We start from the raw sequence: 23,693 nt of genomic DNA on the forward strand, positions 1-23,693 counted from the left end.
TGGTCTCGGCGTTTTTGTGGGGTGGGGTGAAACTGAAAGGAATTATAGACAGTTCAGGCAACTATGATCGATTCGTCGGATCAATACCGATTTGCCGATCCACCGATGTCCTGCGTTCAACGCACAACCGAACCGTCATGAAACGACAGATCACGTCCGAGGCGACCCGCCTCGCGCAACAACAGGCCAACTGGGCACTCAACGCGTTCAGGCGCTTCTCCTCCGACCGCTGCTCGGCGATGGCCGCGAGCATCGCGTTCTTCTCGGCGTTCTCGCTCGCGCCGACGCTCGTGATGGTGATCGCCGTGGCCGGCTGGTTCTACGGCGACGATGCCGCACGCGGCCAGGTGTTCGAGCAGGCCCACCAGCTGATCGGCGACGATGCGGCGGCCAGCATCCAGACGATCGTGCAGAACGCGCATCGCGCGGGCCAGCGCGGCGGCATCGCGACGCTGATCTCGTTCGCCGCGCTCGCGATCGGCGCGTCGGCGACGTTCGCGTCGCTGAACACCGCGCTTTCCGTGATCTGGCCGAGTACGGAAAGCCGCTGGTCGAGCATGCTCGGGCTCGTGCGCGTGCGGCTCATTTCGTTCGGGCTCGTGCTCGGCGTCGCGTTCCTGCTGATCGTGTCGCTCGTGCTCGATACCGCGATCACGTTCATCGGCACCTGGCTGCTCGGCGATTCACCGTATGTCGCGATCACCAACCTGTTGCAGTTCTTCGTCGGCATCGCGGTGCTCGCGGGCGCGTTCGCCGCGCTGATGAAGTTCCTGCCCGATGCGCGCGTCGCATGGCACGACGCGACGATCGGCGGGATCGTGTCCGCGATCCTGTTCTCCGGCGGCAAGAAGCTGTTCGCGCTGTATCTCGCGCACGCGGGCACGGCCAGTGCGTTCGGCGCGGCCGGATCGTTCGCGGTCCTGCTGATGTGGCTGTACTTCTCGGCGGCCGTGCTGCTGCTCGGCGCGGAATTCGCGGCCGCGCGCGGCGATGCGCATCGCCGCAACGGCAACGTCCCGGCCGCGGCCGCGCCGACGGATCGCGCCGCCGATCGCTCAGGCGGCAACTGAATCCCCACGTATTTTTTCCCGCGCGGCCGCGCGTCGCGCGCGCCGCATCGTCGCCCTACGCGACTGCCTTCGCTTGCGCAACCCACCCGGCCACCGCGCGTTGATGCGCTCTTTGCATCAGCGCGCGATGCAGCCTGCAACAGCAAACGTTTGCACGCGTCAATTTCCGTGCGCCAACCGGCCAAACCCGCCCCTCCGCCGCCGAACGCACCAACCGCTGCAACAATCGCGGCGCAGCAATTGTCAACTATTTCAAAAAGAGGAACAGTCCTTGATGTGCTTGATATATATAGACTTTTTCTCGCTGTTACCTTTTCGAGACACTTTATTTTTTAAGCTTTCTTGCAGGGATGGCACTGAGCTATTCTCCAATCCGCAACAAATAATGAATGACGAATCATTTGCGTGGAGATACTCAACGATGAAGAAACTCGCACTCTCGACCCTCTCGCTCGCCCTGCTGGGCGCCGCTGGCGCTGCTCACGCTCAGTCGAGCGTGACGCTGTACGGCGTGATCGATACGTCGATCGCATGGGTCCACGGCAACGACGGCCAAGCCAACAACTCGTGGCAAATGCTGTCGGGCAACCTGCAAGGCAGCCGTTGGGGCCTGAAAGGTGCTGAAGACCTCGGCGGTGGCCTGAAGGCGATCTTCCAGTTGGAAAACGGTTTTGATCCGGGCACGGGCCACCTGAACCAGGGCGGTCGCATGTTCGGTCGTCAGGCATACGTCGGCCTCGAGAGCGCCCAGTACGGTACGCTGACGCTCGGCCGCCAGTACGACCCGCTGGTCGACCTGGTCCAGGCAGTCACGGCTGACAACTACTTCGGTAGCGTGATGGCAACGCCGGGCGACGTCGACAACAACGACAACTCGCTGCGCGTCAGCAACGCAATCAAGTACACGTCGCCGGTCTGGGCAGGCTTCCAGGTCGAAGGCATGTACGCCCTCGGCGGCGTTGCAGGCAAGACGGGCTCGGGCCAGACGTGGTCGGTCGCAGCTGCCTACAACAACGGCCCGGTCGGCGTTGCAGCAGGCTACTTCTACGCAGCCAACCCGTCGCCGACGACGGCAATTGCACGCGGCGGCTGGGGTTCGACGACCTCGGACAACATCATCGACGGCCCGATCAACTCGGGTTACGCAACGGCGAAGTCGATCGCGATCGCACAAGTCGCAGGCCAGTACGCACTCGGCCCGGTGACGTTCGGCCTCGGCTACAGCAACGCACAGTACAAGCCGGACGCATTCTCGGGCTTCGGCTCGACCGAAAAGTACAACACGGGCCGCGCGTTCGTGACGTACCAGGTCACGCCGCCGCTGCTGCTGGGCCTCGGCTACTCGTACACGAAGGCGAGCGGCGATACGGACGCGAAGTACCATCAGGTCGGTATCGGCGCGGACTACTCGCTGTCGAAGCGCACGGACATCTACCTGGTCGGCGCATACCAGCACGCGAGCGGCACCCAGCGCGTGGACGCGACGACGACGCAAAGCGCGCAAGCGTCGATCGCTTCGTACGGCTTCGCTGGCAAGAGCTCGGCCGAACTGGTCGCACTCGGCATTCGCCACAAGTTCTAAGAAGTACGTTTCCGGTGTGCATGGCGTCTCCGACGCCATGTCGCCGAACTGCAAAACCAGTCACCGGTTTCGGCCGTGGCTGGTTTTTTTTCGTCCGTTGCCGGCGCCGCCCTGGCGAGCCGCGACCGTGGTCGGCACCGTGGGTACGGCGGCCGGCCGGGAGCGGCGTCTGGGCCACCTGTCGCGCGCCGGAAGCGTGTCCGGAGGCATCCGGTACCTGCACGGTCGGACCGTGGCATACGGCCGGTCAGGCGCATGCCGCGCTGCTGCCACCGCGCTCCCATATTCCTGCTGACGCGCGCCTGGAGGATCTGGCGTCGCAACGGACGCATGTGTGTCCACCCTGCCGATTTCGATACCGCGACGCGAAGCACTATGCTTCGACGTGTCGATTTCGACGGCCTTCGTCCGTCGTATCGATGGCGGCACGCAGATTGCCCCGTTCCTCACCGACACCCCCGACAGGAGACGCTCCATGACGATTCAGAAGATCACGCCGTTCCTCTGGTACGCGACGGAAGCCGAAGAAGCCGCGGCCTTCTATGCGGGCATTTTCCCGGACTCGCGCGTCGTGCGCGTCACGGCGGTCGCCGGCACCAGCGGCACCCGGATGGTCGAGTTCGAGCTGTTCGGGCAGCCGTTCATCGCGATGAGCCACCCGCGCACCGAGACGTTCAACCATGCGATCTCGCTGATGATCAGTTGCGCCGACCAGGCGGAACTCGACCGCTACTGGAGCGCGCTGCTCGACAACGGCGGCACGGCCGACGGCTGCGGCTGGCTGCGTGACCGCTTCGGCGTCTCGTGGCAGATCGTGCCCGACGCATTGATTCCGATGATGGCCGACCGCGACGAGGTCAAGGCGGCGCGCGTGGCCGCTGCCATGATGCAGATGACGAAGTTCGACGTCGCCGCGCTGAAGGCCGCATACGCCGGCACGGCGGGCTGACGAAGCCACGGACGCTGCGCGCCCTTCGCGCGGGCAGCAGCATGCACGTGCAGCGCGCGCGGTTCGCGCACGACCGCGATCGTCCACCGGATTGCATCGCGCCGCGACGCAATCGCGAGCGGCGGCATGCTCGCGAGCCGCTACGTCGACAGCATCGCTTCGACGATCCGTCGCGCGTAGCGCGCGAATGCGCCGACCGTGACCAGCAGGTCGATGTCGCCGCGCGGTGTCGGCCCGCCGTCGCACGCCGAGCCGAATCCGAACGGATGCATCGCCTGCGGCATCGCGCCGGGATGCCGCTCGATCGCCGCACACGCGGCAGTCGCCTGGTCGGCGATCCCGACGGGAACGATCGCTGCGTTCATCACGCGAGACTCGCGCGACACCCGTGCAATGCGCAGCGATACAAGACCGCGCGCCGGCACGAACACGACGATCCGGCCATCCGCGCAAGCGGCCCGCGACACAGGATGCGTGTCACGTCATGCCGTATCCGCGCTGTGCGATGCCGACGCGGCCGCGCGATTTGCGCGGCGCAATAAAAATCCCCGTACGCTTTCGCGTACGGGGATCGTCGGACATCGCAACGGCCGCCGACCTGCAATCGGCGACCGTTACGCGGCATTACGCAGCCGCGTCCTTCAGCTTCTTCAGCGCACGTGCCTTCACGCGCACGCTGGCCGGCTTTGCCGGGAACCAGCGCTCTTCGCCCGTGAACGGATCCTTGCCGAAGCGCTTCTTCTTCGCCGGCACGACTTGCGCCGTGATCTTCAGCAGACCCGGCAGCGTGAACTCGCCTGCGCCCTTCTTGTGGACCGAGCCCAGCACGACGTTCTCGAGCGCGACGAGCACTGCCTTGACCGCCTTCACTTCGACAGCTGCACGCTCAGCGATGTGCGTTGCGAGCGATGCCTTCGTGAACTTGTCCTTCAGCGGCGTCGGAGCGGCCGGTGCTGCCTTCGCGACAGCCTTCTTGGCCACTACTTTCTTCGCGGGCGCAGCCTTTTTGGCAGCCACTTTCTTGGTGGCCGGTGCGGCAGCCTTCTTGGCCACCTTTTTTGCGGAAGTCGCCATGTTTCTCCTACCAGGTGTGGTCGTTGGATACACGAAGCGTGCAACGCGCGCGCTTCAACGCCGGATTCTACAAGCGCCGTGACGCTTCGTGCAGTACTTTTATGCGTTTTCGCGGGGTTTCCCGCAGGTTTTGTTGCGCGCGACCGACTTCGCCGACGCTCGAGCAACGAAAAACGCCTTCACGTATACGTCGAAACGCGTCCGAACGCGAATTACGTTCGATATTTGCGCGCCTATACTGACCTCGCTCAGTGCCCCGGATGCCTTCATGCGCGAAGTCAGATACGTCAAAGGACTCGACGGCCTGCGAGCCCTCGCCGTCATCCTCGTTTTCCTGTCCCACAAGGGCCACGTCCTCGCTGTCGACGTGGGCAAGCTCGGTGTGTGGACGTTCTTCTTCATCAGCGGATTCCTGATCGTCGGCGAACTGCATCGCAACCGTCAGGCAATCGAGAGCGGCACGATGACGCGCCGCCATGCGCTGGCGCTGTTCCTCGCGAAGCGCGCGCTGCGGATCTTTCCCGTCTACTACCTGCTGCTCGCCGCGCTCGCGATCGCGCACGCGCTGTTCTACCAGCGCGGCGTCAATCTCGGGCTCGCGTGGCACGCCACGTTCCTGTCGAACTACTGGATCGGCGTCGTCAAGGACGGCTGGCCGGGCTCCACGTCGCACTTCTGGAGCCTCGCGGTCGAGCAGCAGTTCTATCTGATCGCGCCGCTCACGCTGCTCGCGGTGCCGGCCGCGCGCCACGTCACGCTCGGCGTCGCGGCCGTCGCGCTGTGCGCGCTCGCGCATCTCTCGCTCTACGCGCTCGACGCATCGCCGGTGCTGATCTACGCGTTTTCCCCGTGGAATTTCGCGCTGATCGCGCTGGGCGGCGTCGGCGCAATGGCGCTCGCCGATCGCGGCCAGGACGTCGTCCGCCGCATTCCGCCCGGCCGGCTCGGCGCCGCCGGCGTCGCGCTTTTCCTCGCGCTGCCCGCGCTCACGACGCTGCCGGACGTCGTCACGGGGCTCACGGATCTCGGCCTGTCCGCGTCGCTCGGCGCGCTGATGCTGTGGATCGTCACCGAACCCGACCACCCGGCCGTCGCACTGCTCGACTGGGCGCCGCTCGTCTATCTCGGCACGATCAGCTACGGCTTCTACCTGTTCCACAACCTGATTCCGGCACGTCTCGGCGAGATGCCCACGCTGTTCGCGCGCGTGCCGATGCCCGCAATCGCCCGGGACGTGCTGCCGGAACTGCTGCAGTTCGCACTCGCCGTGCTGCTCGCGCATCTGTCGTGGCGCTATCTGGAAAAACGCCTGCTCGACTTCAAGAAGCCGATCGCCGCGATGCTGGCCCGGTACTTCGTCGCACGGCCGGGCACGTCGCCGCGCTGAGCGGCGCACCGGAATCGTCGCGCACGCACCCGTTCGACGCCGCCCGGATTCAGCACCGCCAATCACTCGCCGCCCCACGCCTGCGCAGCGAATGCACGCAAAAAAGCCCCGGCGCACAAGGCCGCCGGGGCCAACGGAACAACCACCACCTGAAACAGCGGAACAGCGCGGCTGCTTATGCGACAGCAGCCAGCGCGGGCAGGCAGGTACGCAGGTACGCCTCGAATTCGCGGCTCACTTCCGGATGCTGGAGCGCGAGTTCGACGGTCGCCTTGAGGTAGCCGATCTTGCTGCCGCAATCGAAACGCGTGCCGTAGTAGCGATACGCGAGCACCTGTTCGTTCGCGAGCAGCGACTGGACGGCGTCGGTGAGCTGCAGTTCGCCGCCCGCGCCCGGCTTGAGCTTGCGCAGGTGATCGAAGATCGTCGGCATGAACACGTAGCGGCCGACCACGCCGAGGTTCGACGGCGCGTCTTCCGGCGCCGGCTTCTCGATGATGCCCGACAGCTTGATGATGTCCTCTTCCCACTCGCGGCCTTCGATGACGCCGTACGAGCGGCTGTCCTCGCGCGGAATCGTCTCGACCCCGATCACCGAGCTGTGATAGTGGTCGAACACGTCGACGAGCTGCTTGAGCACCGGCTGTTCGCCATGCAGCAGGTCGTCGGCGAGAATCACCGCGAACGGCTCGCCGTGCACGAGCTTCTCCGCGCACAGCACCGCATGGCCGAGGCCGAGTGCTTCCGGCTGGCGCACGTAGAAGCAGTTCACGTGGCTCGGCTTGATGCCGCGCACGAGTTCGAGCAGCTTTTCCTTGCCGCGCGCCTCGAGTTCGGCCTCGATCTCGTACGACTTGTCGAAGTGATCCTCGATCGCGCGCTTGCTGCGCCCGGTCACGAAGATCATCTCGGTGATACCGGCGTTGATCGCTTCCTCGACCGCGTACTGGATCAGTGGCTTGTCGACGACGGGCAGCATTTCCTTCGGGCTCGCCTTCGTTGCCGGGAGGAACCGCGTGCCGAGACCGGCGACGGGGAACACGGCCTTGGTGACTTTCAACATGTTCGCATCCTGATTGCGTTGACTGCGCCGCGTCGCTGGACGACCCGGCGCGATTGTTTTCCGAACGGCATATCGAGAACCGGCGGCACGGCCAATTCCACTCCGCTCATTTTCGATATGGACCGATTGCCCATGTTTCCGGAAAAGAGATAATCTGCGCATCCGGTCGATATTGCCGAACCCGGCGCCGATACAGAAACAAATTACCGATTTTCCGGATACAAATTCTTACGATTCGAATTCCTCGATATACGGGACGCCGCCCCGCTCGAGACCCGGGCGAATCGGCTCGTTCTTCAGCGCCTCGCGGTACGCCGACAGCACGGCCATGACCAGCAGTACTGCCGCGCTCGCGATCCAATGCATGTCCATCTTGCCGCTCCTTGCATCAATCAACTGGAGCTTCAAACTATCAGAAAAAAATCGGCAAATAATTGTGGCGTCGGCGAAACCGCTTTCAGACCGGAATAACACCACCATCTGAAATACCACTATTTCCCGGCGCGATTTTTTTATTCATTCGAGCGAATTCTTGCGCATTACGATTGGACCATCCCCTTCATCCGTCGCAAGGAATCGAATCGCATGCAAGCTTTCAGCGGATCGTCTTTGGCTGCGCCGCCCGTCGCCGACCACAAGGAACACGTGATCGACGCGATGCGCGGGTTCGCGGCGCTGCTCGTCGCCTATTTTCACTGCCGCCAGGTCGTCTGGGTCGGCATGCAGAGCTTCCATCACGCTTACGGTCATGCGCTGAACCCGAGCGCGATCGTCGGCTACCTGACCTTCCCGTTCGCATGGGGCTCCGCCGGCGTGCCGATCTTCTTTGTGATCAGCGGCTACTGCATCCACCGCAATGCAGCGCTCAAGCTCGCGGCCAACCCCGCGTACCGGCTCGACGCGCCGAACTTCTGGGCGCGCCGCTTCGCGCGCATCTACCCGGTGCTGCTCGCCGCGCTGCTGTTCACGCTCGCGATGGACGCGGTCAGCCTGCAGATCGCGCCGGTCAGCCACAAGATCCGCGACGTCGGCATCACCTCGTTCCTCGTGAACCTGTTCTCGCTGCAAGGCGTCGCCGGCTACACGTACGGGTCGAACGGCGCGCTGTGGACGCTGTCGCTCGAAGTGCAGTTCTACGCGATCTACCCGCTGCTGTTCGCGCTGCGCCGGCGCATCGGCATGCCGGCCATCGTCGCGGCCGTCGCGCTCGTCAACGTCGCGTCGGCGTGGCTGCTCGAACGGCACGACCTGCAGTTCTTCACGTCGTACTGGCTGTCCTGGACCGTCGGCGCGTGGATCGCCGACGTGCGCGCGCAGCCGGTGCGCGGCACGGCCGCCGTGCCGTCGCGCGCGTGGTACCTCGCGGCGGCCGTGCTGCTGGCCGCGGGCTGCGGCGCGTTCCATTTCGGCCAGTACGGCGCGTTCCAGCTGTGGGCGGCCGGCTTCGCGTGCTTCCTGTACCGCGCGCTCGCCTGCCCGCCGCGCCCGACGCCGCTGCTGCGCGTGCTCGGCTGGTTCGGCGACTTCAGCTACTCGCTGTACCTGATCCATCTGCCGCTGTTCGTCTGCCTCGGCTCGGTGCTGTTCCACTCCGAACTGCAACTGTCGATCTGGCCGTCGATCGCGTTCATGGCCGCCGCGATTCCGGTCGCCTACGTGTTCTACCGGCTGTTCGAACGCCCGGCGATGATGTGGGCGGCCAGCCTGAAGCCGACCCGCACCGCCCGCGTCGTCGCACCGGCCCCCGAACGGGCCGCCTGAACGGCGCCGTTGGCGCGCTCGCGGCCCCCGCCCGGCGTCAGGCTGGGCGAGGGCTTTTTTACGGGCAGGACGGCGCGAGGATGCATTTGCGCGTCGCGACGCGGCGGGCACGACGTACCGAAGTACGCAAGCCGCGGCGTCATGCGCCGCCTGGGCGGCTGCACGGCGGTCGCGTCGCCGACCCCTCACGCGATCCGCGGCAGGACCGCACGGCGCCGCTCCTGGCGTCCCGCACAGCGATTCCGAACCGGGCGGCGGCCGGATTCACGCCCGCTGCGACGCATCGCTCCGCCGCCCGAGCGCATCGTCGTTGCAGCCCGCATCCCGCGACCCGGGGCGGCCCCGCATTCCGCCGCTCACGCTCACGCAATCGCTCGGCTTTGCGCAGATTACGGATTCGTCACGTGCGGCGTGCCCGGTGCGCGACAGCGCTCGGCCGCGCCCAAAGCGCAAAGCCCCCATGCAGCGCAACGCCGCATGGGGGCCCGGTTCCGCCGGTTCACGACGACACGCTTCACATGCCGCAGCAAGCCGCCACCTACCGCTTCTTCGCCTTCGCGGCCTTCGCGGTATCCGCGAGGATCTTCTCGACCCGCGCTACATAGGTTTCGGTGCCGAACCGGCGCACCGCGGTCGCCCGCCCGCTCACGACGAGCCGCTCGCGCAGCGCGGCGTCGCGCTGCAGCCTGCCCAGCGCGTCGGCCAGCGCGGCCGCGTTGCCCGGCTCGCAGAGCAGCCCGTTTTCGCCGTCCTCGATGATCTCGACGACCCCGCCCGCGCGAGCCGCGACCACCGGCCGCCGCGCGAGCATGCCCTCGACGATCACGCGCCCGAACGGCTCCGGCGTGATCGACGTATGCGCGACCACGTCGACCGCCTTCATGCACGCGGCCACGTCGCGCTGGAAGCCGAGGAAATGGACACGGTCGTCCATCCCGTGACGCGCGACGATCTCGTGCAGCTGCGCCGCGTATTCGTCCTCGCCGAACAGCGGCGCGCCGACCAGCACCACGTGCATGCCGGGATGGCGAGCCGCGGCCTCCAGCAGCAGGTGCTGCCCCTTCCAGTGCGCGAGGCGGCTGAACGAGCCGACCAGCCATGCGTGCTCGGGCAGCCCGAAGCGCGCGCGCAGCGCGGCCTGGCTCGCATCGTCCAGCGCGTCGAACGGTTCGGCCGAAATGCCGTTGAACACGACGTCGACGTGCTGCGGCGTGAAGCCCGTCAGCGCACGAAATGCCTGCGCGGACGCGTCGGAGTTCGCGATCACGCGCGTGACGCCGAACCGCGCGCAGTACTTGATCGCCATCAGCTGCTTGCTGCCGAAATGGTCGCCGCTGACGATGTCGCGCAGGTGCCAGACCACCGGCTTGCGCGCGAGCCGCCCGGCCAGCGCGGCAACCACCATCGCGCGCTGCGTGTTCGCGTAGATCACCTCGGCGCGGCGCGCACGCCGTGCGACGTCGCGCACGAGCGCGATCAGCTGCTTCAACGCGCCGGCCGACACGCCGCCCTGCTTGCGCACCCCGGCGAGCGCGCCCTGGTCGAGCACGTCGACGCGCGCGCCGATCTCGTCGAGCGCCGCGCGGAACGGGCCGTCGTCGAACAGCAGCACATCGGCGTTCGCGCGCATGTGCTTCATGATCTCCAGCAGCGACAGCTCCGCACCGCCGAGCACGCCGCTCTGATCCAGCACGAGCGTCGCCGGGCCGCGCGCGGCCGGCATCGGCGCGACGGCCGTGCCGCGCTGCGCGGTCGAGCCGGGCAGCGCCGTCTCCACGTAATCGAGAAAGCGCCGCCGAAAGGTGTCGGCCGAAAAGCGCTCCGCATTCGCGCGGCACGCGTGCGCCGTGAAGCGCTGCGGCGCGCGCTCGAAATCGTCGACCGCCGCGACGATCGCATGCGGCGTCTGTTCGTCGAAGAACAGCCCGGTCGGCTGCGCGTGCGAGCGCGGCTCGAGCACGGTCTCGAGCGCGCCGCCCTTGCCGTACGCGATCACGGGCGTGCCGCACGCCTGCGCCTCGACCACCGAAATCCCGAAATCTTCCTCGGCCGCGAACACGAACGCCTTCGCGCGCCGCATCCGGTCGTGCAGCACCGCGAACGGCTGGTAGCCCATGATCTCGACGTTGGGGCCCGCCTTCGCGCGGATCTTCTGCATCTCCGGGCCGTCGCCGATCACGACGAGCTTGCGCTCCGGCGTGCGCGAGAACGCTTCGACGATCAGATCGATCTTCTTGTACGGCACCATCCGCGACGCCGTCAGGTAGAAATCGTCCTTCACCTCGTTCAGCGAGAAGCCGTCCACGTCGACCGGCGGGAAGATCACCGCCGCGTCGCGGTGATACACCTTGCGGATGCGGCGCGCGATGAACGCGGAGTTCGCGACGAAGCCGTCCACCGCGTTCGCGGTGCGCGTGTCCCAGTTGCGGATGTAATGCAGGATCATCCGCGCGAGCAGCGACTTCGGCCCGTGCGTCAGGTTCGACTGTTCCAGATACTGGTGCTGCAGGTCCCACGCGTAGCGGATCGGCGAATGCACGTAGCTGATGTGCATCTGGTCCGGCCCGGTCAGCACGCCCTTCGCGACCGCGTGGCTGCTGGAGATCACGAGGTCGTAGTCCGACACGTCGAGCTGCTCGATCGCGAGCGGCATCAGCGGCAGGTAGCTGCGGTACTTGGTGCGTGCGAACGGCAGCTTCTGGATGAACGAGGTCGTCACCGGCTTGCCGCGCACGAACGCGCGGTCGTCGAGAAAATCGACGAGACTGAACAGGTCCGCGTCGGGAAAGCACGCGACGATCTGTTCGAGCACGCGCTCGGCGCCGGCGTACGTGACGAGCCAGTCGTGGACGATCGCCACGCGCAGCGGGCGCGACGCATCGCGTGCGCTCGCCTGCCCGGCCGGTTTGGCCCGGCGCAGCGCAGCGGCGTCGCCGGCTTCGGCCGCGGCGGCATCGGCCGTGGCGAGGTTCAGGATGGCGTGTTCCGCCAGATCGCGATTCATACGGTTTTCCTCGCATTGAGACGGACGAACAAGTCACGCACCAGCGCGCGCAAGGCCGGCGTCATCGTGAACGACCACGCCAGGTTCAGCACCAGCACGACCGCGCAGAGGCCGATCGACTCGCCGAGCCCCGACCACGCTTGCGCGAGAAACAGGCTCGCGAGCAGGAAGGCGAGATGCGCGAGCATGTCGAGCACGATCGCGCGCATCCGGATCGCCGACAGGTAAAGCAGCACGCCGTAGTCGACCAGCGCGCGGGTCGCGACGACCACCGCCGCGCCGATCAGCCCGAAGTGATGGATGCCGAACCACAGGCCGCCGACGAAGAACGGCATCTCGATGAGCCCGGCGAACGCGGCGCGCGCCGGGTTGACCTGCGACTGGATCAGGATCCGCGTGACGCTCGCCTGGCCGACGAGCCACACGCTGATCACCAGCACGCGCCCGACCGGCGCCGAATGCGCGGCGAGATCGGCGCCGACCCACAGCGTGAGAAACGGCGCGAGCGCGAAGATCGCGACGATGCCGACCGGCGTGAACACGCCGTTCAGGAATTCGAGCGACTGACGCGCGAGCGTGTCCGCGTGATCGCGGCCGACCGCCGACAGGCGCGGGAACAGCGTGCGCACCAGCGCGTTCGGCAGCATGTTCAGCCGCGTGACGAGGTTCTGCGGAACCGTGTAGTAGGTGACGAACTTCGCGCCCATGCCGGCGCCGAGCATCACGCGATCGAGCGTGTCGGCGATCATGCTCGCCATGCTCGCGATCAGCATCCAGCCGCCGAAGTTGAACAGCCCTTTCGCGGTGCCCCACTGCGGCGGGTCGATGCGCCGGATCCCGAGCACCTTGATGCTCGCGTGACCGAGCATCACCGCCGCGATCAGCCGCGCGACGACCGCGGCGGCGAGCACCGTCTGCAGGTTCGGCGCGATCCACCACGCGGCGCCGAGCGGCAGCAGCTGGAACAGGAAGGTGCCGATCGTCTGGTTCGTGTTGAACACGCCGAACCGTTCGGCGCCGTTGATCGCGCCGGCGAACACCCACGACACGTTCGCGAGCGGAATCGCGAGCGCGAGCCACGGCAGCGCGAGATACACCTCGTGCTGCATCGCCGCCGACACCTTCGTGAAGTACTCGGTGTAGATGAACGCGCCGAAATAGATCAGCAGCCCGCCGACGATGCCGGTGCCGAGATTCAGCCAGAACGCGCTCCAGAACACGCGCGCGCTTTCGTCGGCGTCGCCACTCGCGAGCGCCTTGGAGATGTGGTTCTGCGCGGCCATGCTCATCCCGAGATCGAGGATCCCGAAATAACCGATCAGCGTCCACACGAGGCTGACGACGCCGTAGCGCTCGACGCCCAGCGCGTGGATATACGCGGGCACCGTCACCAGCGACACGAAGGTCGGCAGGATCAGCCCGATGAAGTTGATCGAAACGTTCTTGAGTATGCCTTTGTCCATGCTTCTGCCTTGTGTGACGGCGACTGCGACGACGGTGCGCCGCCCGTCACGGTTTCCAGCGATACATCAGCACCTTGCCGCGCGCGTCTTCCTCGACGAACACCAGGTATTCGCCGTTCTCGCGCCGGAACGCGCTGATGCCGAACGGCACGTCGACCCAGCCCGACGCCTTGCCGACCTCGGCGCCCGGGCTCATCACGCCGACCTCCTTGCCGGTTTCCTTGTCGTACACGTGGATCTTCCCGACCGGCTCCACCGTGAAGATGTAGCGGCCCTCGACCGTGATCCCGATCAGGTCGAGGATCGGCTTCGCGTCGAGCTGCCACGGCAGCGCGACCGTATAGCGCACCACCGGCGAGCCGCTCGACCACTTGTCGAAGCGCACCAGCACGCGGCCGACTTCCTTGTTGATGCCGGGCTGCGGCGGCGCGTCGGCCGTGTAGCCCGTCACGTACAGCGTGTCCGTCTGCGGCTCGTAGATCGCGCGGCGCAGCTGCGTGAACGGCTGCGGCATCGGATAGGTCGTGACCTTGTCGTACGAATAGATCGGGTTGCCGGCCTTGTCGACGCCGCCGTAGCCGAAGCGATGAATCCCGCGCACGTCGCTCGTGCGCCAGATGTCGCCCTTCGTGTCGACCCACCAGCCCCAGCCGCCCGCCTTCGCCTTGCCGGTCGTGTTGGTCGTGAACTCGTCCTCGTCGAGCCGGCCGTTACCGTTCGCGTCGCGCCAGATCCAGTCGCCGCCCGGCGGCTTGTTGGGCACCTTGTCGACCGGCCGCGCACGGCCCGCGATCAGGCCCGACGGAATCGCGACCTCGCCGTCGCGCTTCGCGTCGAAGCGGTAGATCTTCAGGTGATCGGCGTACATGTCGGTCAGGTACAGGAACGTGCGGCCGTCGACGCGCCGCGCGAACGGCATGCCGGGGTACTGGTCCGTGTGGAACACGGGATCGTCCGGATACTTGAAGCGGTTCGACAGGAAGCCGGCGTATTTCCAGTCCTGGCCGGGCGGCTTCGACAGGTCGAGCTCGAAGCGCTTGTTGCCCGTGTACACGCTGTTCGGCCGTGCGGGATCGAGCCACGCGCCGTCGACGAACAGCAGCCCCTGCACCTGCCAGCGCAGCTTGCCGTCCGGCGTGTAGCTCTCGAGCACCGCGCCGAGCCCCGCACCGATCGTGTCGTGGCGCGGCCCGATGCCGTTCATCGACACGTACACGTTGCCCGCGCGATCGACGCCCACGCCCGTCAGCCCGTTGAAGCGTTGCGGCCCGGGGCGGCCCGGCACCGGGCCCGCGAAGATCCCGCCGCGCTCGCCGAGCGTGCCGGACGGCGCATAGCCGTTGCCGCCTTTCGAGAAAATCAGCACCTGCTGGCGCGGGCCGTTGTCCGCGACCAGCACGCGCCCTTTCGCGTCGACCGCCACGTCCACCGCATCGGTCCCCTCGGGCAGCGCGGGCGCGTCGTCGAGCTTGCGGCCGTCCGCGCGCACGTGCACGAGGTGCGCGGGCCCGTTGAGCGTATCGGTGAGCAGCCACAGCGTGCCGTCGCCGGCGAGCGCGATGCGGCCCGGCTCGTGCGCACTCCACGTGCCCTTCTTCTGCATCGTTTCGGCGTCGTACACGTCGACTTCGTCATGCGAAGGATTCGTCGCGAACAACGTCTTGTCGTCGGCCGCGAGGCCGCCCACTTCCGCCTTCAGCTCACCGACCTCCGACCGCGCGGGTGCCGCCACCTCGTTCATCACCATGAAGCTCGCGGCCATTCGCGCCCGGCCGGCATCGGCGCGCCCGCCGGGCGCGACCTGCGGCGCCGCGCGGAACGGCGCGGGCTGCTTCATGTCGCCGATCGTGCGCCGCGAAATGCCGTACCACTGCTTGCCCTTGTCCGGCCAGATGCCGGGCGACTGCAGATGGCCGCGCTCGTTGCCGACGCCGATCGCGACGTACGCATACTTGCCGTTCACCGCGACCGCGTTGCCGCCGAGGTTGCCCCAGCCATGCGTGCCGCCGGCGAAGCCGAGCATCTTCCCGTCCTGGTAGACGCTCGCCTCGGCGCCGCTCTCGTCCCACGGCGCGTTCGTATACACCTTGCCGTCGGGCGTCACCGCGATCGCGCGAATGTCGATCTGCGTCCAGCTGCCGTCGCCGTAGCCGAACGTGTTGCCGATCCACGACGTGGTCGCGGGCAACACGGTTTCAGCCGGTGCGGCGCTCGCGGACAGCGCCGCGCATACCGTCATGCCAACCAGAATCAGACGTCGCAATGCGCTCTCCAGACTCGATGCAAAAGCGACCGGCGCCCGCGGCGTGCTGCGTGCCTGGATGACCTGTCGCTAAATGGGTTTCAAACGTCGCGATGCAGGTTACAAGCAAAAATAATCACAAGAAATTTGGAAATATTTGGGGATGTTTCCGCCTGAAATATTGAACCGGAATCGTCCGGAATAACCCCGGCGAAGCGGAAATAACGACCGCCTTTCACGCGACGATCCGTAGAAAATTCCGCTCCGGCCCGCCCGACGGCCTCCCTGGCCTGCAAATCTTTCATCTCGTGATTGAAACGACCGGCATTTGAATGTTTTCAGCCGAATAAATGACATGCGTTTTTTTGCCGATTTCTTTTCCCTAGAATCGATTTCGAATCAATATCCCCTTTAAACGCATGCATTACGTTCACGCATCGAATGCGCGGCGCGCGTCGGCATCGGCCGCGCGTCGCGAAGGAGCGGCGCGATGACGGGCATCTCGCGCACCGCCGACCTCGCCCCGCCGCAACACGGCCGCATCGTGCAGCTCGACGGGCTGCGCGCGATCGCCGTCGGCGCCGTGTTCCTGCAACACGCGCTGAAGGCGCCGCTGTGGATGGGCGTCGACCTGTTCTTCGTGCTGAGCGGCCTGCTGATCACCGGCATCCTGCTCGAGCGCAAGGCGCGCGGACAGTCGTACTTCAGCCACTTCTACGCGCGCCGAGTGCGCCGGATCCTGCCGCCGTACGTGTTGCTGCTGGTCGTGTCGACGCTGCTGTTCGGCGCGAGCTGGCTGCCGCACTGGCCGTGGTTCGCGTTCTTCTCGACCAACATCGGGCTGTCGCTCGGCAGCATCGGCCACGACAGCCTGAACGTGCTGTGGTCGCTCGCCGTCGAGGAGCAGTTCTACATCTTCTGGCCGTTCGTCGTGCTGTGGTGTTCGGAGCGCGCGCTGCTGTGGATCGCCGCCGCGCTGATCGTCGCGGCGCCCGTGCTGCGCGCGATCGCGACGCCGTGGTTCGATTCGTTCTGGCCGATCTACTACCTGACGCCGTTCCGGATGGACCTGCTCGCCGCTGGCGCGCTGCTCGCGATCGTGCTGCGCCGCGACCGGCGCGCGCTGGAGCCGTTCTATCCGCTCGCGATCGTCGGCGCGCTCGTGTCGCTCGCGATCCTCGGCTGGCTGCACCTGTCGTTCCCGCGTTTCCGCGCCGCGAACACGCCGCTGTCGAACGCCGCGCTCTACAGCATCTCGCTGCTGCTGTGCACATCGATCGTCGTGATCGCACTGCGCGGACGCGGCGTCGTGCAGCGCGTGCTGACGAACCCGCTGCTCGTGTACGTCGGCACCGTCAGCTACACCGTCTACCTGATTCACCTGAGCGTGCTGTACGCGCTGTGGCCGCTGCACCTGAACCGCTTCGTCACGGCCGCGCTCGCGCTGGCCATCACGCTCGTGTACGCCACCGTGAGCTGGTACGGCTTCGAGCGGCGCCTGACCCGCGGCCCCGCGCGCAGCACGGTACCCGCCGCCGCGCGCACGACCGCCTGACTTTCTCAATCCATCGTTTCGACCAGGACATTGCCATGAGCCAAACTCGCAAGAAGGCCATCATCACGGGGATCACCGGGCAGGACGGCGCCTACCTGACCAAGCTGCTGCTCGACAAGGGCTACGAAGTCACGGGCACCTACCGCCGCACCAGCTCGGTCAACTTCTGGCGCATCGCCGAGCTCGGCGTCGACACGCACCCGAACCTGTCGCTCGTCGAGCACGACCTGACGGATGCCGGCTCCAGCCTGCGGCTGCTCGAACGCACGCAGCCCGACGAGCTGTACAACCTGGCCGCGCAGAGCTTCGTCGGCGTGTCGTTCGACCAGCCGGCGACGACCGCCGAGGTCACGGGCGTCGGCCCGCTGAACCTGCTCGAGGCGATCCGCGTGGTGAGCCCGAAGACGCGCTTCTATCAGGCGTCGACGTCCGAGATGTTCGGCAAGGTGCAGGCGATCCCGCAGACGGAAACCACCGCGTTCTACCCGCGCAGCCCGTACGGCGTCGCGAAGCTGTACGCGCACTGGATGACCGTGAACTACCGCGAGTCCTACGGCCTGTTCGGCTGCAGCGGCATCCTGTTCAACCACGAATCGCCGCTGCGCGGCCGCGAGTTCGTCACGCGCAAGATCACCGACACCGTCGCGAAGATCAAGCTCGGCAAGGCGACCCGGCTCGAGCTCGGCAACCTCGACGCGAAGCGCGACTGGGGCTTCGCGCTCGAATACGTCGAAGGGATGTGGCGGATGCTGCAGGCCGACGAGCCCGACACTTACGTGCTCGCGACCAACCGCACCGAGACCGTGCGCGACTTCGTGCAGATGGCGTTCGCGGCCGCCGGCTATCAGATCGAATGGACCGGCAAGGGCGAGCAGGAACGCGGCCTCGACGCGTCGAACGGCGACGTGCTCGTCGAAGTGAATCCGAAGTTCTACCGCCCTGCCGAGGTCGACCTGCTGATCGGCTCCGCCGACAAGGCGAAAGCCAAGCTGGGCTGGGCGCCGGAGACGACGCTCGAACAGCTCTGCCAGATGATGGTCGAAGCGGACCTGACGCGGAACCGGCACCATGACACGTACTGAAGCCAGGCGCCCGTCGCGCCGGGCGTTCGTCACGGGCCTGGCGGGCTTCACCGGCCGCTACATGGCGCAGCGGCTCGCTGCGGCCGGCTACGACGTGTGGGGCACCGTGGCGCCCGGCGCGGCGCGGCCCGACGATCCGGCGCTCGCCCACTGCACGCTGCTGCCGGTCGACCTGCTTGATGCGGACGCGACCCGTGCGGCACTCGCCGATGCGCGGCCCGATGCGGTCGTGCATCTCGCCGCGCGCGCGCACGTCGCGCAGGACGAGCCGTCGCAGACCTACGCGGTCAACATCGTCGGCACGCGCAACCTGCTGGCCGCGCTCGCGGGCCTCGACCGCCGCCCGTCGGCGGTGCTGCTCGCCAGCAGCGCGAACATCTACGGCAATTCGACGGCCGGCGTGCTCGACGAAAGCGTCGCGCCCGCGCCCGCGAACGACTACGCGGTCAGCAAGCTCGCGATGGAATACGCGGCGAAGCTGTGGGCCGACCGCCTGCCGATCGTGATCGCGCGGCCGTTCAATTACACGGGCGTCGGCCAGGACGACGCGTATCTGCTGCCGAAGCTGGTATCGCACTATGCGCGCAACGCGCCGCGCATCTCGCTCGGCAATCTCGACGTGAGCCGCGATTTCTCCGACGTGCGCGACGTGACGGCCGCCTATCTGAAGCTGCTCGAAGCCGCGCCGGCCGGCGAGACGTTCAACATCTGCTCGGAGCGCGCGTATTCGCTGAAGGAGGTGCTGGCGATGCTGTCGCGAATCGCCGGTTACGTGATCGACGTGACGATCGATCCGCGCTTCGTTCGGCATAACGAAGTAAAGAGCCTGAGCGGGTCGCGCGACAAGCTGCGGCGCGCGGTGGGCGAGCTGCCCGTGACGCCGCTCGACGAAACCTTGCGCTGGATGATGGACGCGATGCGCGACGCGCGGGCCGGCTGATTCCGGCAACGTTCGTCGTACTTCGTCATGAAAAACACCCCAAAGATTGGATCTAGTCCAACTTTTGGGGTGCAGTTCATGTCGAGCGGCCCGTCGTCATGCCGGCCCTGAAACCGGCGTCGCCGCGCTCAGCCCTCGAGGCCGCGCGCGAGATCGTTGCGCAGGTCGCCCGCGTTTTCCAGGCCGACCGCGAGGCGGATCAGCCCTTCGGTGATCCCCGCGGCCGCACGCGCTTCCGGCGTGATGCGCGCGTGTGTCGTCGTCGCCGGATGCGTGATCGTCGTGCGCGTGTCGCCGAGGTTGCCGGTGATCGAGACCAGCTTCGTGCTGTCGATCACGCGCCACGCGTTCGCGCGCTGCTGCTCCGGCGTGTCGCCCTTCAGCTCGAACGATACGATCGCGCCGCCCGCCTTCTGCTGGCGCTTCGCCAGCTCATGCTGCGGATGCGATTCGAGCCCCGGATAGAACACGCGCTTGACCGCAGGATGCGAATCGAGCCAGCGCGCGATTTCCAGCGCGTTCGCCGACTGCTTCTCGACGCGCAGCGACAGCGTCTCCATCCCCTTCAGCAGCACCCACGCGTTGAACGCCGACAACGTCGGGCCCGCGCTGCGCACGAACGGGAACACCTTGCCCATGATGAACTCCTTCGAGCCGACCAGCGCGCCGCCCAGCACGCGGCCCTGGCCGTCGAGGAACTTCGTCGCCGAGTGCATCACGACGTCCGCGCCGAGCTTCAGCGGCTGCTGCAGCACCGGGCTGCAGAAACAGTTGTCGACGACGAACAGCGCGTTCGCGGCCTTCGCGATCTTGCCGATCGCCTCGATGTCGGCAAGTTCGGTCAGCGGGTTCGACGGCGTTTCGAGGAAGAACATCTTCGTCTCGGGCCGCACCGCTTCCTGCCAGGCGTTCAGGTCGGTCGGATCGACGAAGGTCGTCGTGATGCCGAACTTGCTGAAGATCTGCGAGAACATCCCGAGCGTCGAGCCGAACAGGCTGCGCGAGCTGACGAGGTGATCGCCCGCCTGCAGCGCGGACATCACGACCGACATGATCGCGGCCATGCCCGACGCCGTCGCGATACAGGCCTCGCCGCCTTCGAGCGCGGCGAGACGATCCTGGAACATGGTGACGGTCGGGTTCGTGAAGCGCGAATAGGTGAAATAGTCTTCCGAATTCGCGAAGCGCTCGGCTGCCTCGGCCGCGCTCGTGAAGCAGAAGCTCGACGTGAGGAACAGCGCTTCCGAGTGCTCGTTGAAGTCGCTGCGCAGCGTGCCCGCGCGCACGGCGAGCGTGTCGAAGTTGAGGGAGTCGTCCATGTTCCGTTATCCGTATTCGAGGGTCGCGCCGACGGTCGTGCGTCCGGCGCGCGCCCAGCCACAAAAATCAGGCCAAAACAAAAAGCCCGCTATGCGTCGGCATCAGCGGGCTTCGGTGCGGTACGACAGCGATCGACTCGGGCCGGCTGCCGCCGGCCTTCGCTTTAGCTGTTTTGGGAAGTCGCCCCGCGTCCGCAAGCTGAATCAAATCGACGCAAGGCCACATCCTATCACGCTTCATCCGAAGCGTGCGCCGGTATCACTCGACCGACAGCTGCAGGTTCATCTGCGAACGCGCGGTGTCGCCTGCCGTGTCGCGATCGGCCTGCGACGCCGGTGCGAGACGGGCGCGCTCGATCGCGTCGAGGTACTCGGGCGTCACGGCGCCGGTGATGTAGTTGCCGTCGAAGCACGACGCCTCGAAGCCCTCGAGCTTCGGGTTGATGTCGCGCACCGCGCGGCGCAGGTCGTCGACGTCCTGATAGATCAGGTGGTCGGCACCGATGATCTTCGCGACTTCCTCGTCGGTGCGGCCGTGCGCAACCAGCTCGCCGCGCGTCGGCATGTCGATGCCGTACACGTTCGGGAACTTCACGGGCGGCGCCGCCGACGCGAAGATCACCGACTTCGCGCCCGCATCGCGCGCCATCTGCACGATTTCGTGCGAGGTCGTGCCGCGCACGATCGAGTCGTCGACGATCAGCACGTGCTTGTCCTTGAACTCGATACTCATCGCATTGAGCTTCTGGCGCACCGACTTCTTGCGCACGGCCTGGCCCGGCATGATGAAGGTACGGCCGACGTAGCGGTTCTTGAAGAAGCCTTCGCGATACTCGACGCCGAGCTTCGCGGCAACCTGCATCGCAGCCGGACGCGACGAATCGGGAATCGGCATCACGACGTCGATCGGCACGTTCGGCAGCTCGCGCTTGATCTTCTCGGCGAGGTAGTCGCCCATGCGCAGGCGCACGTTGTAGACCGGCACGCCGTCGAGGCACGAATCCGGACGCGCGAGATACACGTATTCGAACATGCACGGATTCAGCGTCGGGTTCTCCGCGCACTGCTGGCTGTGGAAGTTGCCGGCCTTGTCGATGAAGATCGCTTCGCCCGGCTGCACGTCGCGCACGAATTCGAAGCCGATGCCTTCGACCGCCACCGACTCCGACGCGACCATCCATTCGGTGCCGTGTTCGGTCTCGAGCTTGCCGATGCAGAGCGGACGGATGCCGAACGGATCGCGGAACGCGACCAGGCCGTAGCCGGCGATCAGCGACACGATCGCGTACGAGCCCTGCAGGCGGCGATGCACGCCCTCGACAGCCTTGAACAGCGCGGCCGGATCGAGCTCGAGGCCGGTCGTCGACAGCTGCAGCTCGTGTGCGAACACGTTGAGCAGCACTTCGCTGTCGGAATTGGTGTTGATGTGCCGGCGGTCGATCCGGAACATCTCGTCCTTCAGCTGTTCCCAGTTCGTCAGGTTGCCGTTGTGCGCGAGGATGATCCCGAACGGCGCGTTCACGTAGAACGGCTGCGCCTCGGCTTCGCTCGACGCCGAACCGGCCGTCGGATAGCGGACCTGGCCGATGCCGAAGGTGCCGGGCAGGCTGCGCATGTTGCGCGTGCGGAACACGTCGCGCACCATGCCGTTCGCCTTGTACATGTGGAAATTGCTGCCGTCCGCCGTCGCGATGCCCGCTGCGTCCTGACCGCGATGCTGCAGCAGCAGCAGGCTGTCATAGATCAGCTGATTGACGGGGGCTTGGGAGATAACACCTACGATGCCGCACATGGCATGTCCTTCAAGATGACAAAATCGGTTCCGTCCTGCCCGGCCGCGTCGTCACACGCGTACATACTGGGCCATGCCGTCGGGCAGGAGCTGCTTCAGCTCGTGCACGCCCTGTTCGGCGAAAGGACGCAATAGCGCATTGCGCCAGAAATCCTGTTTGGGCAATTCGGTCAGCCCGGCCGCCGCGACCAGCAGCACCACCAGCACGCAGCCGCGGACGAGCCCGAACATCATGCCCAGCGAGCGATCGACCCCGCCGAGGCCCGTCGCCTGCGCGATCCGCGACAACAGCGCGTTCGCGACACCCGCGACGAACACGACGCCGATCACGATCAGCGCGAACGCGATCACCCACTGCGTCAGCGCGCCGCCCGGCCAGTTCGCCGGGATATACGGCACCACCAGTCCGACATAGCGGGCGGCGATCGCGATCGCCGCGATCCAGCCGATCAGCCCGAAAATCTCGGAGACGAAACCGCGCCACGCGCCACGCAGCGCAGACAACGCGATCACCGCCAATACAGCGTAGTCGAAAGCCGTCAGCATCGCACGTTACTGCGTGAGTCCGGCTTCGCGCACCTTCGCGATCGCGGCGGACGCCGCCGCGCGATCCGCAAACGGTCCGGCACGCAGCTGGCTAGCCGTGCTGCCGTCCGCCTGCTTGCGATGCTCGACATATGCGGGCACGCCCGCCGATTTCAACTTGGTGGCCCACGAACGGGCCGTTGCGTCGTCCTTGAACGAGCCGAGCTGCACCGCGAAGCGCGCACCGGCCGGCGAGGCCGGCGACGACGCATCGCCGCTGTCGGCCGCGGCGTCGGCGTTCGCGACCGCCGCGGGCGCCGGCTTCGGCGCGGCCGGCTTCGGCGCAGGTGCGGCCGCGGCTGGCTTGGCAGCGGGCTTCGGCGGCGTCACGCTCGCCGTGGTCGTCGAGGGTTCGGGCTTCGCGGCCGGCTTGGCCGTGTCCTTCTCCGCGGGGGCCGGAACGGCCGCCACCGCGGCGTCGGAGGCCGGCGGCTCGTCGTGCGCGACGCCCGCCTGCACGTCGGACGCGTCGTCGTCACGCGGCGCGACCGCCTGATGCGCGGGCCGGTTCGGAATGTCGATCGCGATGTCGTCCGTCACCGGCTTCGGGTGCGAATCGAGCACCATCGGCAGCACGATCACCGCGGCGACGACGAGCGCGATCGCGCCGACGAGGCGCCGGCGGGCGCGTTGCTTTTCAGGAAGGGTCGGATCGAGGAGCAGCGCGTCCGATTCCGGACGCTCGGTGCGACGCGTGCGCCGCTCGACGCGTTCAGTGCGCTCCGTGCGCACGTTCCGGGAGGCCCCGGTACGACCGCCGCGCCGCGGGGGCGCGTCGTCGTCTTTCTTGCCGAACGAGAAAATTCCCATGAATGGCTGAGTCCG

Annotated in this window: 20 protein-coding genes; 8 read left to right on the forward strand and 12 right to left on the reverse strand. The window is 66.7% G+C overall.

Annotated elements, in window-relative coordinates; all coding sequences use genetic code 11:
• The first annotated feature begins 137 nt into the window (after positions 1-137).
• From DIE16_RS05495 to DIE16_RS05505, 3 genes are all read left to right on the forward strand, one after another.
• Positions 138-1,070 carry a YihY/virulence factor BrkB family protein gene (locus DIE16_RS05495; RefSeq protein ID WP_124486372.1) on the forward strand — a complete coding sequence of 311 codons (933 nt, stop codon included), beginning with the start codon at positions 138-140 and terminating at the stop codon, positions 1,068-1,070.
• 421 nt (positions 1,071-1,491) lie between these two features.
• Positions 1,492-2,652, forward strand: coding sequence for a porin (locus DIE16_RS05500; RefSeq protein WP_124891994.1), 1,161 nt, complete (start codon positions 1,492-1,494; stop codon positions 2,650-2,652).
• A 475-nt stretch (positions 2,653-3,127) separates the two neighbouring features.
• A complete protein-coding gene (locus DIE16_RS05505; protein WP_124521363.1) occupies positions 3,128-3,601 on the forward strand; it encodes a VOC family protein in 474 nt (157 codons plus the stop codon).
• A 140-nt stretch (positions 3,602-3,741) separates the two neighbouring features.
• Here DIE16_RS05505 and DIE16_RS05510 read toward each other — a convergent pair whose 3' ends face one another.
• Entirely contained in the window at positions 3,742-3,966 is a 225-nt protein-coding gene (locus DIE16_RS05510; RefSeq protein ID WP_185735395.1) for a hypothetical protein, read from the reverse strand.
• 259 nt (positions 3,967-4,225) lie between these two features.
• Positions 4,226-4,675: an HU family DNA-binding protein gene (locus DIE16_RS05515; RefSeq protein WP_011548077.1), complete on the reverse strand. Its 450-nt coding sequence runs from the start codon at positions 4,673-4,675 to the stop codon at positions 4,226-4,228.
• A 268-nt stretch (positions 4,676-4,943) separates the two neighbouring features.
• On the opposite strand from DIE16_RS05515, the gene DIE16_RS05525 reads away from it, so the two are divergent.
• On the forward strand, positions 4,944-6,062 hold the full coding sequence (locus DIE16_RS05525; RefSeq protein WP_124891995.1) for an acyltransferase: 1,119 nt from the start codon (positions 4,944-4,946) through the stop codon (positions 6,060-6,062).
• Positions 6,063-6,237: 175 nt separating this feature from the next.
• Here DIE16_RS05525 and galU read toward each other — a convergent pair whose 3' ends face one another.
• Entirely contained in the window at positions 6,238-7,125 is an 888-nt protein-coding gene (galU, locus tag DIE16_RS05530) for a UTP--glucose-1-phosphate uridylyltransferase GalU (RefSeq protein ID WP_124486375.1), read from the reverse strand.
• A 228-nt stretch (positions 7,126-7,353) separates the two neighbouring features.
• Entirely contained in the window at positions 7,354-7,497 is a 144-nt protein-coding gene (locus DIE16_RS36520) for a hypothetical protein (protein ID WP_006479318.1), read from the reverse strand.
• A gap of 213 nt (positions 7,498-7,710) precedes the next feature.
• Here DIE16_RS36520 and DIE16_RS05535 point away from each other — a divergent pair, with 213 nt between their 5' ends.
• Positions 7,711-8,886 carry an acyltransferase gene (locus DIE16_RS05535; RefSeq protein WP_124891996.1) on the forward strand — a complete coding sequence of 392 codons (1,176 nt, stop codon included), beginning with the start codon at positions 7,711-7,713 and terminating at the stop codon, positions 8,884-8,886.
• A 538-nt stretch (positions 8,887-9,424) separates the two neighbouring features.
• Here DIE16_RS05535 and DIE16_RS05540 read toward each other — a convergent pair.
• The 4 genes from DIE16_RS05540 to DIE16_RS05555 form a co-directional block, all read right to left on the reverse strand.
• Positions 9,425-11,890 carry a glycosyltransferase family 4 protein gene (locus DIE16_RS05540; protein ID WP_124891997.1) on the reverse strand — a complete coding sequence of 822 codons (2,466 nt, stop codon included), beginning with the start codon at positions 11,888-11,890 and terminating at the stop codon, positions 9,425-9,427.
• The gene (locus DIE16_RS05545) at positions 11,887-13,353 is read right to left on the reverse strand and encodes a flippase (protein WP_124667672.1); all 1,467 of its coding nucleotides are present in this window, start codon (positions 13,351-13,353) and stop codon (positions 11,887-11,889) included. Before DIE16_RS05545 ends, DIE16_RS05540 begins: the two co-directional genes overlap by 4 nt.
• A 46-nt stretch (positions 13,354-13,399) precedes the next feature.
• Positions 13,400-15,592: a hypothetical protein gene (locus DIE16_RS05550; protein ID WP_185735456.1), complete on the reverse strand. Its 2,193-nt coding sequence runs from the start codon at positions 15,590-15,592 to the stop codon at positions 13,400-13,402.
• 104 nt (positions 15,593-15,696) lie between these two features.
• On the reverse strand, positions 15,697-15,900 hold the full coding sequence (locus DIE16_RS05555; protein WP_124486382.1) for a hypothetical protein: 204 nt from the start codon (positions 15,898-15,900) through the stop codon (positions 15,697-15,699).
• A 185-nt stretch (positions 15,901-16,085) separates the two neighbouring features.
• Here DIE16_RS05555 and DIE16_RS05560 point away from each other — a divergent pair, with 185 nt between their 5' ends.
• The 3 genes from DIE16_RS05560 to DIE16_RS05570 are packed head-to-tail and all read left to right on the forward strand — an operon-like array spanning position 16,086 to position 19,172.
• A complete protein-coding gene (locus tag DIE16_RS05560) occupies positions 16,086-17,150 on the forward strand; it encodes an acyltransferase (RefSeq protein ID WP_124521352.1) in 1,065 nt (354 codons plus the stop codon).
• A gap of 35 nt (positions 17,151-17,185) precedes the next feature.
• Positions 17,186-18,232, forward strand: a complete 1,047-nt coding sequence (gene gmd / locus DIE16_RS05565; RefSeq protein WP_044843827.1) for a GDP-mannose 4,6-dehydratase — start codon at positions 17,186-17,188, stop codon at positions 18,230-18,232.
• Positions 18,219-19,172 (forward strand): NAD-dependent epimerase/dehydratase family protein, encoded by a 954-nt coding sequence (locus DIE16_RS05570; protein WP_124521895.1) that lies wholly within the window; start codon positions 18,219-18,221, stop codon positions 19,170-19,172. Before gmd ends, DIE16_RS05570 begins: the two co-directional genes overlap by 14 nt.
• 128 nt (positions 19,173-19,300) lie before the next feature.
• Here the strand turns inward: DIE16_RS05570 and DIE16_RS05575 are convergent, their stop codons facing one another.
• From DIE16_RS05575 to DIE16_RS05595, 4 genes are all read right to left on the reverse strand, one after another.
• The gene (locus DIE16_RS05575; protein ID WP_124486385.1) at positions 19,301-20,491 is read right to left on the reverse strand and encodes an O-succinylhomoserine sulfhydrylase; all 1,191 of its coding nucleotides are present in this window, start codon (positions 20,489-20,491) and stop codon (positions 19,301-19,303) included.
• Between the two features lie 259 nt (positions 20,492-20,750).
• On the reverse strand, positions 20,751-22,283 hold the full coding sequence (gene purF / locus DIE16_RS05585) for an amidophosphoribosyltransferase (protein ID WP_044843824.1): 1,533 nt from the start codon (positions 22,281-22,283) through the stop codon (positions 20,751-20,753).
• A 51-nt stretch (positions 22,284-22,334) separates the two neighbouring features.
• Positions 22,335-22,829 (reverse strand): CvpA family protein, encoded by a 495-nt coding sequence (locus DIE16_RS05590; RefSeq protein ID WP_044843823.1) that lies wholly within the window; start codon positions 22,827-22,829, stop codon positions 22,335-22,337.
• A 6-nt stretch (positions 22,830-22,835) separates the two neighbouring features.
• Positions 22,836-23,678, reverse strand: a complete 843-nt coding sequence (locus tag DIE16_RS05595) for an SPOR domain-containing protein (protein ID WP_124521346.1) — start codon at positions 23,676-23,678, stop codon at positions 22,836-22,838.
• Positions 23,679-23,693 lie beyond the last annotated feature (15 nt).

The organism is Burkholderia sp. Bp9090, from assembly GCF_003857985.1.
Lineage (GTDB): Bacteria > Pseudomonadota > Gammaproteobacteria > Burkholderiales > Burkholderiaceae > Burkholderia.